Source organism: Streptomyces sp. NPDC017202, assembly GCF_044331705.1.
Classification (GTDB): Bacteria; Actinomycetota; Actinomycetes; order Streptomycetales; family Streptomycetaceae; genus Streptomyces.
The window spans coordinates 14,111-26,514 of record NZ_JBIRNP010000007.1 but is presented as its reverse complement, the minus strand read 5'-3'; the positions used below and the strand labels follow the sequence as shown (position 1 = coordinate 26,514).

At 73.4% G+C, this 12,404-nt stretch carries 7 protein-coding genes; 6 read left to right on the top strand and 1 reads right to left on the bottom strand.

The genetic code is table 11. The features are described 5' to 3' along the window. Nucleotides 1–100: 100 nt before the first annotated feature. From ACH4N1_RS15885 to ACH4N1_RS15875, 3 genes are all read left to right on the top strand, one after another. Entirely contained in the window at nucleotides 101–1,627 is a 1,527-nt protein-coding gene (locus ACH4N1_RS15885) for a hypothetical protein (RefSeq protein ID WP_398097576.1), read from the top strand. Between the two features lie 168 nt (nucleotides 1,628–1,795). Then, nucleotides 1,796–2,671, top strand: a complete 876-nt coding sequence (locus ACH4N1_RS15880) for a hypothetical protein (protein ID WP_398097575.1) — start codon at nucleotides 1,796–1,798, stop codon at nucleotides 2,669–2,671. Between the two features lie 138 nt (nucleotides 2,672–2,809). After that, nucleotides 2,810–7,423, top strand: coding sequence for a hypothetical protein (locus ACH4N1_RS15875; RefSeq protein ID WP_398097573.1), 4,614 nt, complete (start codon nucleotides 2,810–2,812; stop codon nucleotides 7,421–7,423). 188 nt (nucleotides 7,424–7,611) lie between these two features. Here the strand turns inward: ACH4N1_RS15875 and ACH4N1_RS15870 are convergent, their stop codons facing one another. Beyond that, on the bottom strand, nucleotides 7,612–8,235 hold the full coding sequence (locus ACH4N1_RS15870) for a hypothetical protein (protein ID WP_398097572.1): 624 nt from the start codon (nucleotides 8,233–8,235) through the stop codon (nucleotides 7,612–7,614). Between the two features lie 420 nt (nucleotides 8,236–8,655). Between ACH4N1_RS15870 and ACH4N1_RS15865 the strand changes: the two genes are divergently transcribed. From ACH4N1_RS15865 to ACH4N1_RS15855, 3 genes are read left to right on the top strand one after another with little or no spacing between them, the layout of a single operon-like run. Next, a complete protein-coding gene (locus ACH4N1_RS15865) occupies nucleotides 8,656–11,553 on the top strand; it encodes a nitrate- and nitrite sensing domain-containing protein (protein WP_398097928.1) in 2,898 nt (965 codons plus the stop codon). Further along, complete coding sequence (locus ACH4N1_RS15860) at nucleotides 11,550–11,984, top strand: roadblock/LC7 domain-containing protein (protein ID WP_398097570.1); 435 nt, start codon at nucleotides 11,550–11,552, stop codon at nucleotides 11,982–11,984. Before ACH4N1_RS15865 ends, ACH4N1_RS15860 begins: the two co-directional genes overlap by 4 nt. A gap of 9 nt (nucleotides 11,985–11,993) precedes the next feature. Next, nucleotides 11,994–12,389: a DUF742 domain-containing protein gene (locus ACH4N1_RS15855; protein WP_366061561.1), complete on the top strand. Its 396-nt coding sequence runs from the start codon at nucleotides 11,994–11,996 to the stop codon at nucleotides 12,387–12,389. Nucleotides 12,390–12,404 lie beyond the last annotated feature (15 nt).

Genomic DNA, 12,404 nt, shown 5'->3' with positions numbered 1-12,404 from the left:
GCGTCCCGGCGTGCGCGTCGGGCGGTCTCGCGCCGCTGTGACGGGGGTCGCTTCTGCGCTGTTTGGGTCGATGTCAGACCGAGGACCTAGTCTGTGCACCGTGACTTCGCCTGCATCGACGGACCGTGTTCCGCCCCAGCTCAGCGCGGGGCCGCGCCCGGCGCCGGGCCCGGCCGCCGACGAGGGACTGGCGCGGCGGCTGCGCGCGCTCGCCTGCACCGCGCCGATCCACGACCTCGACGCACGCAAGGCCAACCTCGCCGGCGAGTACTCGGTCTACGGCATGGCGGAGATCGCCCTCTCCGCGATCGACCTGGTCACCCTGAACATGGACTTCGACACCGGCGCCGACCACGACCAGATAGTCGCCCGCCTGATCCCGCGCATCGCCGCGCAGGCCCCCCGGAGACCGGCCGAGGAACACGAGCGCGTCGCCCGCTGGGTCCTGGAGAACCTGATCAACGTCGGCAGCGTCGACCGCGGCTTCCGCGCCGTGTACGGCACCTTCACGCCGGACGGCACCTACGTCCGCCGCGACTACGACTTCAAGCTCCTCGAGGAGGTCCCCGGCCACGGCGGCACGGTCTACCTCCGCACCACGGACGAGGCGGTCAACGTCCTGGTGGGCGCCCTCGACACCGACGTCACCAGCGCGCAGATCGCCGCCGAGGTCAAGCTCGAGGTCCTCGTCCGCCGCGGCCGCCTGGCCGACGCCCAGCTCGCCGCCGAACAGGCCCGCTACCGGACCGTGCAGTACTCGGAAACGCTGCGCCGGGCCCTGGAGGCGACCCGGCGCAACGTCCGCGCGGTGGACTGGCTCAACGCCGTGCCCGACATGATCGCCGAGGCCCTCGACCACGTGGCCGACCGCTACCGCCACGAGAACGCGATCCTCACCAACATCCGCAAGGCCCGCGACGAGATCGAGGACGCGGAGAACAAGCGCCGGGCCGCCGAACTCGTCGACATCGTCAAGGACTGCATCCGCCGCCACACCCAACTGCAGTCCCGGCTGCTGGAGGCCGGACCGCTGTTCCGCGCCGAGCAGGACCGGCAGGCCTTCGCCACCCCCATGACGACGTCGGGGACAGACCTCTACGGTCATCTCGTCGCGCCCGTACTGCCGTTGCCGCTGGAGAAGGCGGTCCGGGTCACCGACGCGTTCTTCGCGAGCGGGACGGGACTGCGGACACCGGTGTCCGTCCGGGTGGGTGATCTCGTTGACCTGCTGCTGACGCCACCGGTGGAGCGGGAGCACCTCGGCGCCGAGATGCCGGAGCCGGACCTCATCGCGACACCCGACGACAGCCGGTTCAGCGAGGAACAGCTGGCCGCCGCGATGGAACTGCTGGACCTGCCCGCCGACGCGCCGCGGCGGCTGTCGGGCCTCCTCGCGCAAGCACGCGAGCGAGATCCCGAACTGCCCTACCTGGTGGCCCTGCTGGCGGTCCACGCGGCCAGCCCGGCGGTCGGCACGGCCTATCGGCAGGGCGAGCAGAAGCTGTTGTTCGCCGTCGACGACGGGACCGAACTGGACGATCCGGAGTTCGGCGGGGCCGACCTGATCGTGGGCACGGCGCTGCTGGACGCGGCGGGGATGGCCGCGGACCGGACGGAAGCGGCATGAGGCGGTACCCGAAGCGAAGCGAAGCCGAGCGAAGCAGCACGAGCCGGATCCGGAAGCGGAACAACACGAACCGGCCGCCGAAGCATAAGAGCGAGCGTCCCCGCAGGACCCCCGCAAGAACGAGCACCCCCGCAGCAACGCGCACCCCCGCAGCAAGGAGCCGAAACCGTGACCGAGCACGTCGACCGGAGTGAGCCCGAGGCCGCCCCGCCGGTCTCCGCCGTCGTCACTCCCGCCGACGCCGCCGACGCGGCGCGGCTCGTCGCCTTCGGGCTCCAGCCCAGACTCCAGCCCGCGCGCGACCAGGAGTACGCCGACCTGCTGCGGCGCTACCGCGAGGACCCGCCGTTCGCGCGGCTCGCGGACGCCGTGGCCACCGGGCTGGGACTGATCGTGCTGGAGGTGTCCCCGCGCGCGGGAATGGCCGTCACCGCCGCCGAGGACTCGGTGTTCGCCGTCCGTATGGGCGACTACGCACGGCGTACGTCCGCCGACTCCGGGGACCGGTTCCTGCACGGTCTGGCCCACCTCGCCGTCGCCGCGATGGCGTTCCCCCGGCCCGAGGACCTGGCCGACGACGGCTACATCGGCCGGGTCAGCGTCAACGGCGTCGACGCCTTCGTGCGCCAGGCCTGCCGACGGCTGGAGGAGCGGGCGGAACAGCAGGGCGAGAACACCGACCCCGCGACCGACGCCCCGGGCCTGGAGGCCGCCTGGCGCATCTGGGCCAGACGCAGCGCCGCCGGTGCCACCAAGGACGCCCGCCGGCTCGCCGGTTCGACGACCGGTATCGTCGGCAAGGCCGTCGTGTTCCTCACCGACTCCGGGTTCCTCCAGCGCACCGGCGACGACAACGGCGGCACGTACCGGACCACCGCCCGCTACCAGCTCCAGGTCCGCGACATGGCGGGGAACGCGGCCATGGCGGAGCTGCTGGAACTGGGCATCGTCCCGGTCACCGACGGCACACCGACCCTGCTGCCCCCCGAGGAGTCCGACGACCTGGAGCTCGTCGCCGACGCGGGGCTGCCGTTCCACTCCTGAAGCCGCCCGAGCCGCTAGCGGCTTGCCGGCACCTCCCGCGGCTTCCGGGGACTCCGCGAACTCCACGGAGCCCGAAGCCCGGGCAGTTCCCCGAAGCACCGATCCACCGCACCTTCCGAAGACTTACGAGAGTCCGCCATGTACGAGCTGTCCCGGGTCCGCCTCTACTCGATCGGGCCCGCCGGTGCGCGCTATGCCGACACCGTGCTTGACCTGCGAGGCGTGGGCGACGTCGTGCCCGATCCCGCACCCACGCAGGCGGAGTTCTTCGAGGACGAGCCCGTCGGCCCGCCGCGCCGGCCCGCGCCGGCGGGCGTGCTCTTCCTGGAGAACGGCGGCGGCAAGTCCGTCCTGCTCAAGCTGATCTTCTCGGTGATGCTGCCGGGTCACCGCAACACCCTCGGCGGTGCCAGCTCCGGCGTTCTGCGCAAGTTCCTGCTCGCCGACGACTGCGGTCATGTCGCACTGGAGTGGCAGCACGTGCTGACCGGCGAGTGCGTGGTCGTCGGCAAGGTCAGCGAGTGGCGCGGCCGCCAGGTGTCCAACGACCCGCGGAAGTTCGCCGAGGCCTGGTACTCCTTCCGCCCCGGCCCCGGCCTCACCCTCGACAACCTTCCCGTCGCCGAGTCCACCGCCGTACGGCCTTCCGTCGAGGGCCAGTCGGGGGCGCAGGGCCGCCGGCGCACCATGAAGGGCTTCCGGGACGCGCTCACCGACGCGGGCAAGGCGTACCCGCATCTGGAGGTGCACTGGGAGGAGATCCACGACCGGTGGGTCGAGCACCTCGGCGAGCTCGGCCTCGACCCCGAACTCTTCCGCTACCAGAGGGAGATGAACGCCGACGAGGGCGAGGCCGCCGGCCTCTTCGCGGTCAAGAAGGACTCCGACTTCACCGACCTGCTGCTGCGCGCCGTGACGGACACACGGGACACCGACGGCCTCGCCGACCTCGTCGGCGGCTTCGGCAACAAGCTGGGCCGGCGCGCCGAACTGATCGCCGAACGCGACTTCACCGCAGGCTCGGTGGACCTGCTCGGGCGCATCGTCGAGGCCGCGGACGCGCGGGCACGCGCGCGTGACGTCCACGCCGGTGCCGAGCGCCGCACCCGCACCCTCGCGCGCCGGCTCACCGCCCGTGGCCTGCGGGAGCGCACCCGCGCCGCGGACCTGGCACAGCGGGTCACCGCCGCCGCCTACGCCGTCACGCACTCCGAGGGCGCCCGCGAGCGCAGCGCGCTGATCGCCGCCGAACTCGCCTTCCGGCACGCTTCCTTGGCGCTCGCCGCCGCGGAGAAGTCCGCCGCCGCGCAGAAGCGGGAACTCGCCGAGGCGCGCACCCTGCACGCCGCCTGGCAGGCCGCCGAGGTCTCCCTGCGCCAGCGCGCCGCCGCCGACCGGGTCGCGCGCGTGTCCGCCGCCATCCAGGAGGCCGAACGGGACGCCGCCCCGGCGCTGGCCGCCCGCGCCAAGGCCGCCGCCGACCTCGTCCGCGCTCTGCACGCCGCCGCCGCGAACGCCGAGACCCTCGCCAACGAGGAGGAGGAACGCTCCGCGGCGCTCCAGGACGTCGGCGAGGCCGCCCACCGGGATGCCACCTCCGCCGCCACCGAGGCGCAGCGCGCCCGCAGCGAGGCCGGCCACCTGCGCCAGCGCCTCACCGAGGTCGAGCAGGAGACCGCCGAAGCGGTCCGCGCCGGCTGGCTGGACGACAGCGCGCCCGATGCCGACCCCGCGCGCGCCGCCCTCGCCGCCAGCGACGCCGAGAAGAGCGCCGTGGCCGCCTGGGACACCGCCCGCGAGGCCTCGCGGGCAGCCGCCGAGCACGCCCGCGAGGCCGCCTCGGCCGAGTCCCGCGCCGAGCTGACCGCGGCCCGGGCCACAGACGCGGCGACGGCCGCGCGACGGTCGTACGAGGCCGAGCGCCGGCTCGCCGAGGGCCTCGCGAGCGAGGAACGGCTGGCCGAACTGCTCGGCCTGACCGGCGGCGCGCCCGCGCGGATCATCCCGCAGCCGCGCCAGGAGGGCGAGGCCGAGAGCACCGGGCTCACGCCCGAGGACCTCGACCGCTACGCCGAGGAATTGCGCGGACTCCTCGACGACACCGTCTCCTCCGCCGAGCGGCAGCTGTTCGAGCTGCGGACCGCCGCCGCCGACGACTCCCGCATCCTCGGCGCACTCGGCGACGGCGGACTCCTGCCGCCCGGCCCGGACGTGCTCGCGACGGTCGAGTTCCTCGGCGAGCACGGCATCCCCGCCCTGCCCGGCTGGCGCTACCTCGCCCAGGCCGTCGACCCCGTCGACCACGCGCGCGTCCTCGCCGCCCGGCCGGAACTGGTCGACGGCGTGATCATCACCGACCCGGACTCGCACGCACGCGCGCGCGAGGCGCTCAGCGAGGCCGCGCTGCTGCCCCGGTCCGCCGTGGCCGTCGGCACCGCCGCCGCCCTCCTCGCCCCCACCCCGGCGCCCGACGCCGACACCCGTGACGTCTTCCTCGTACCGCCGAACCCGGCCATGCACGACGAACACGCCGCCGACGAGGAACGGCAGACGCTGCGCACGCGGGCCACGGAGCGGGACGAGGACATCCGCCGGCTCGCGGCGCGGCTCGGCAAGGACCGCGAACTGGCGGCCCGGCTCGCCTCCTGGCGCACCGGCTGCCCCGCCGGGCGGCTCACCGAACTGGCGCGGACCGCCGAGGAGGCACACGCCTTCGCCGAGGAGACCGAGGCCGAGCTGGCCGAGGCACGGACCGTGCGCGCGGAGGCCGACGAGGCGGCCGCCGAAGCCGCGCAACTGCGCGACGAGCGGCAGGAGACCGCCCAGAAGGCCCGGCGCGCCGCCGACGCCCTCGCCGGCCTCGCCTTCCGGCTGCGCGAACGCGCCGGCTGGCAGGTCAAGCTGCGTGAACTCGCCGACGAGGCCGCGGAGTCCGAGGCCCGCGCCCAGTCCTGCCTGGAGCGCGCCCGCGCTGCCGACGAGGACCGCCGCGCCGCCCAGCGCGCCGCCGACGACTCCCGCCGCACCGCGCGTGCGCTGCGCGCCGAGCGCTCCGAGATCGCCGGCGCCCCCGACGACGTACCGGAGGGCGAGCCGGACGCGCCCAAGGCGTCCCTGCCCGCCCTGCGCGAGGCCTATCGGGCCGCCTCCCAGGTGTACGAGAAGGTGGGCGTCGGTGCCGACCTGCGAGCCGAGCAGGCCCGCGCGGAGAGCGACGAGAGCGCCGCCCTGGCCGAGCTGGACCGGCTGAGCAACAAGGTCCGCACCCGCGCGGAGCAGTTGCTCCAGTCACCCGACGGCTCCGACGGGCCGTCCCGGCAGGCGGCCGCCGCGCGCGCGGAGGAGCTGGTCCAGCTCCTGGAGACCCGCGTGTCCAGCGCGAGCGAGCAGCTCGGCCGGCTGCGCGGCGAGGCCGAACGGCACGCGCCCGAGGACGGCGACGCCCATACCCGGCTGCCCGAGGAGCTCGCGCCGCGCGACGCCGAGCACGCACAGGCGCTGCTGCGCACCGCCACCGCCGAACTGGCCTCCCGCGCCGAGGCGTTGACCCAGGCACGGGAGGCGCACGCCGAACTGCTGGACGCCCACCGTGCCGCCGAGGACGCGGCCGGCGGCTTCGACGAGATCGCCGCCATGCTCCGCGACCTGCTGCGCGAGCACACCTCCGAGGAGGAACAAGAGACGCCGGATCCCTACCCGGGCACCCTGGAGGAGGCCCGCCAGTCCGCGTCCGAGGCCCGCCGGTCCCTGCGTGGCTGTGCCGCCGACCTGTCCGCCGCCGAGGCCGCGGTCCGTGAGGCGAGCGACATCCTCGTCCGGCACGCCAACTCCACCCGCTACGAACAGGTGCGCACCCCTGCCCGGCAGCAGATCCGCGAACTGCCCGCCGCAGCGCTGCCCGAGCACGCCCAGAAGTGGGCGGACGCCTTCGCACCCAGGCTCCGCGTCCTCACGGACGAGTTGGAGCAGCTGGAGCGCAACCGTGACTCGATCGTGGACCGGCTGCGCGGCCTCGTGGAGTCGGCACTGGCCACACTGCGGTCCGCCCAGCGGCTGTCCCGGCTGCCCGAAGGACTCGGCGAGTGGTCCGGGCAGGAGTTCCTGCGCATCCGCTTCGAGGAACCCGACCAGGCCACTCTCACGGAGCGGCTCGGTGAGGTCGTCGACGAGGCCACCCGCGCCGCCGTCAAGAAGAACTCCGACCTGCGGCGCGACGGCATGTCCCTGCTGCTGCGGGGCGTCGGGGCGGCGCTCGAGCCCAAGGGCGTCGCCGTCGAGATCCTCAAGCCGGACGCCGTACTGCGCGCCGAGCGGGTGCCCGTCGGCCAGATGGGCGACGTCTTCTCCGGTGGCCAGCTGCTCACCGCCGCCATCGCCCTGTACTGCACGATGGCGGCCCTCAGGAGCAACGACCGGGGCCGCGACAGACACCGGCACGCCGGCACGCTCTTCCTCGACAACCCCATCGGCCGTGCCAACGCGACCTATCTGCTGGAGCTCCAGCGCGCGGTCTCGGACGCCCTCGGTGTACAGCTCCTCTACACCACCGGCCTGTTCGACACGACGGCGCTCGCGGAGTTCCCCCTGGTCATCCGCCTGCGCAACGACGCCGACCTCCGGGCCGGCCTGAAGTACATCAGCGTGGAGGAACACCTCCGTCCCGGACTGCCGCAAACGTCCTCCGGCGAGGCGGGGCACAGCGAGATCACGGCGACGAGGATGTTCAAGCGCCCGGCACCGACCGCCCCGTAACGCGGCGGCGGGAAACCGCCGCCATGGCGGGCGCCGTCCGAGAGGCAGGACAGGTGACGCCGTGACCTGCGTGATACGGCGGCGGACGCGGCCGACCCGGCTGCGAGCCGGAGCGGCCTGCTGAGTGACGCGTCCGGTGAGACCGGTCTCGGGGCGTCAGGGGCGTCCCGAGCGACCGGTCGCAGGTGTCAGGAGTGGGACAGCCGTCCGGCGCCGCTCCGGCGACGTATCCGCGCCTGCGCGCGCCCGGCGACCCGCTCCTGTCGGCGCGCCCGGCGACGCTCACGGCGCAGTGCCCGCGCGGTGCTGCTCGGCGTCGACACGACGCCGTTGCGCTGGTTCCACACCTGGCGGGTCACCCAGACGTCCAGCGCGCCCCAGGTGGCCACCACGATGCTGACCACGCTGCTGATGACCATGGGGAACGCCAGCCAGGATCCGGCCAGCGTGCACAGGAAGGCGACCATGGCCTGGAGCAGAGTCACGGCGATGAGCAGCACCGCCCGCACCGCCGACCTGCGAACCGGGTCGGGAAGCCGACGCCGACGTGCGGGCTCTTCCACCCACAACGGCCGGTACTGCGGCTGCTCGCGCTCCGCACGGGGCGTGCCACCGCCCCGGGCCGCCCCCGAGTCACGGCCGTCGTCGGCCGCGTCAGCGACGGCCGCCGCGGTCACCGGAGGGCCGCTTCGCTCCGTCACCCTGCGCCCCTGGACCGGAACGTCACGATCCGGTGCCTCGGGGTTCCGCAACGCCGTACCGCGCGCCGCCGTACCGTCCTCGGGCGCCTCGCGCCGCTCCGCCGTGCCCATCAACGTGTCACTCCCCACCGCCGGCAGACCGCTTGCCCCCGGCTCCAAGAACCGGCTCCCCATTGGCTGCCCGGCTTGCGCTCTTTTACGCCGCCCGGGTGCGGCATGCGGCTCCTGTGGCCGATTCCGTCCCCAATTCCCAATGAGTAGGACGCGCAACACGCCCCGAAGATTCCCGAACTGCGAAAAATTCTGGCCAACTCCGCCACGGTGCGGGTCGGATCCTGTCCCGCTCGAAGGCATTGGTTCCGGGAGGCAATCTCCCGCAATGAACGGACAACTCACCCTGCTGCGGCGCCTATGCGGACGTTCTGATTCCGGACGTGTCTTCGAGTTAACGGCGCGTCGGTAGTAGGCTCGCGCCGTTTGTTGACGCACATGCGTACCCCCTGCCGGTGGGGGTTCGAGCTGGGGGAGTCCATGCGCTTTCGCGGGAAGTCGATCCGCCGGAAGATCGTGGCGCTGCTGCTCGTGCCGCTGGTGTCCCTGACCGCCCTGTGGGGCTTCGCCACGGTGCTCACGGGCCGCGAGGCGAACCGCCTGTTCACGGTGTCGAACCTCGTGGAGAAGGTCGGCTACCCCATCGAGGACACCGTCCGGATCGTCCAGCAGGAACGCCGCCAGACCCTGGTCTACCTCGCCGACCCCCGCGCCTCCGACGCGTTGTCCGCCCTGCGCCGTACCCGTACCGCCACCGACGAGGCGCTCGCGGAGATCCGCGCGAACGCCAAGGACTCCGACGTACGCGAGGTACTGGACGAGGACGACGGCGAGGGGCTGACGGCGGTCCTCGACGCCTTCGACGGGGTCGACGTCCTGCGCCGCGGTGTCGAAGAGGGGACCGTGACCCGCGCCCAGGCGCTGGACCTCTACAACCGTCTGATCGACCCCTGTTACACGCTGCTGGCCAAGCTCGACGTCGTCGACAGCGTGGAGATGGACAAGCAGTACCGGGCCCTCGTCAGCGTCGCCCGGGCCCGTGAGCTGCTCTCCCGGGAGGACGCCCTGCTCGGCTCCGCCCTGGTCGTGGGCCGGGTCACCCGGGACGAGATCCGTGACGTCTCCGACCTCGAGGCCCAGCGCAACGTCGTCTATGACATCAGCCTCGCCCAACTGCCCGTCGCGGAGCGCGAACGCTACGAGCGCTTCTGGAAGAACGCCACCACCGCCCCCGTGCGCACGGCGGAACAGGCGGTCGCGTCCACCGAGCCCGGCGAGATGCCCCGCGGGGTCACCGCCAAGACCTGGGACACCGCGGCCGCGAACGTCCTCGACGAACTCGGCACCCTCGACGAGCAGGCGAACGACCGCTACCAGGACCGCGTCCGCCCCGTGGCCGTCGAGGTGATCGTCAAGGCGGTCGTCGCCGGAGTCTTCGGCCTCATCGCCCTGCTCGTCTCCCTCGTCCTGTCCGTGCGCATCGGCCGCGGACTCATCCGTGACCTGCGTCAACTGCGCCTGGAGGCGCACGAGGCGTCCGGCGTACGGCTGCCCGGCGTCATGCGCCGCCTCTCCGCGGGCGAACAGATCGACGTCGAGACGGAAGCCCCGCGGCTCGAGTACGACAAGAACGAGATCGGTGAGGTCGGCCAGGCTCTCAACACCCTTCAGCGCGCCGCGGTCGAGGCCGCCGTCAAACAGGCCGAGCTGCGCTCCGGCGTCTCCGAGGTCTTCGTCAACCTCGCCCGCCGAAGCCAGGTCCTGCTGCACAAGCAGCTCACCCTGCTCGACACCATGGAACGCCGCACCGAGGACACCGAGGAACTCGCCGACCTCTTCCGCCTCGACCACCTCACCACCCGCATGCGACGGCACGCCGAGGGCCTGGTGATCCTCTCCGGCGCCGCCCCCTCGAGGCAGTGGCGCAAGCCCATCCAACTGATGGACATCGTGCGCGCCGCCGTCGCCGAGGTCGAGGACTACGAACGCATCGAGGTCCGCCGCCTCCCCCGTGTCGCCGTCACCGGCCCCGCCGTCGCCGACCTCACACATCTCGTGGCCGAGCTCCTGGAGAACGCCACCGTGTTCTCCCCGCCGCACACCGCCGTCCAGGTCCTCGGCGACCGGGTCGCCAACGGCTTCACACTGGAGATCCACGACCGCGGCCTCGGCATGGCGCCCGAGGCGCTCCTGGACGCCAACCTCCGGCTCGCCGAGACGCCGGAGTTCGAACTGTCCGACACCGACCGGCTGGGCCTCTTCGTGGTCAGCAGGCTCGCCCAGCGTCAGAACGTCCGCGTCTCCCTGCAGCCCTCCCCGTACGGCGGCACGACCGCCGTCGTCTTCATCCCCGACGCCCTGCTCACCGACGACGTCCCCGACACCAACGGCATCGGCTTCCGGCTCGACCGCCCCCGGCCGGGGAAGGAGACGGAGCCGGCGAGGAGCCGCAGGTCCGCGCTGGCCCAGACGCCGGTGCAGCTCCCCGGCACGCCCGCGCTGCTGGACGGCCCGGTCGAACTGGAGGCTCCGGTCGACCTGGACGCCTTCGGCGGCTTCCCGGTCCCCCTGGACGACGACAGCGGCGAGCGGGGCGGCCTGTTCCGTACCGGCCGCTCCCTCACCCGCACACCGGACGGCCCGCTGCCCGGAGCCGTCGAGCAGCGCCGTCGGCCGGCCGACGGCCGGAGCGACCCGGACCGTCCCGCGACGGGCGATCCGGCCGCCCCCGTGCCCCTGCCGAGCCGGAGAACCCCGAAGCTGGTCAGCTCGCACGGCCGTCCGGTCACCGATCAGCGGCCCCGACGCGCGGGTGCGGAGACGGGCACGGGCGAAGAACCCCCGTCGCGGCCGACCGGAGGGCGGCCGGAGCAGGACGGACCGGCCCCGCTGCCCTCCCGCCGTCGCGGCGCGACGCCGCAGATACCGCGGAGCACCGGCGCCGCCGAACGCTCCGGCGACAGTGCCGGCCGGCCGCCGCAGCCACCCGCCCTGCCGAGCCGCAGCCGAAGGCCCGCCGGTCCGGACGAGACGGCCGACCTCACGCGCAAGCCGCCCCACCAGGCCGAGGAACCGGTGCCGGGCAGTCCCGAGGGCCTCACCGAACCTCCTGGCGACACGGCTCATGACACCGGCTCCGGTACGGGTGCCCTGCCCCGGCGCGTACGGCAGGCCAACCTGGCCCCACAGCTGCGGCAGGGCCCCGAGCAGCCCGCCCAGGACCGCTCGGACCCCGCCGACCGTGACGCGGACGAGGTCCGCAGCCGCATGGCCTCGCTCCAGCGAGGCTGGCAGCGCGGCCGCGCGGAGAACGCCGCGGACGACGATGCCCACAGCGGTACAGCACCACAACGAACGACAAAGGGGGACGGTCGATGACCGCACCGAAGGCGACCGGCCACACCACGACCGATAACGGCGGACTGAACTGGCTCCTCGACGACCTCGTCGACCGCGTCGGCAGCATCCGCAAGGCCGTCGTCCTCTCCGGCGACGGCCTTGCGACGGGAGCCTCCAAGGACCTGAGCCGGGAGGACAGCGAACACCTGGCCGCTGTGGCCTCCGGATTCCACAGCCTCGCCAAGGGCGTCGGGCGCCACTTCGAGGCCGGCAGCGTCCGCCAGACCGTCGTGGAACTCGACGAGGCCTTCCTGTTCGTCACCGCCGCGGGCGACGGCAGCTGCCTCGCCGTCCTCGCGGACGCCGACTCGGACGTCGGACTCGTGGCGTACGAGATGACGCTGCTGGTGAAGCGGGTCGGCGTACATCTGGGTACCGCCCCGCGCACCGATCTGCCCGCCGGCGGGTAGTGGGACGGTATGAGGACAGACGGACAGGGAAGCAGCCACTGGTTCGACGACGAGGCCGGACCGGTCGTCCGTCCGTACGCCATGACGCGCGGCCGCACCACCAGTGCGGTCCAGCACCGTCTCGACCTGATCGCGGTCGTCGTGGCCGAACCCCAGGCCGATGACCCGGACGCGGACCTCGCGCTGTCCCCGGAACACGTCGACATCGTGGACCTGTGCCGGGACGCCCCCCAGTCGGTCGCCGAACTCGCCGCCGGACTCGACCTGCCCGTCGGGGTGGTGCGCGTCCTCGTCGGGGATCTCGTGGACGCGGAATTCGTCCATGTGAACCGGCCCGTACCCCCGGCCGAACTGCCGGACGAGAGTATTCTGCGCGACGTGATCAACGGCCTCCGAGCGCTGTGAGCAGCACGGAAGCGA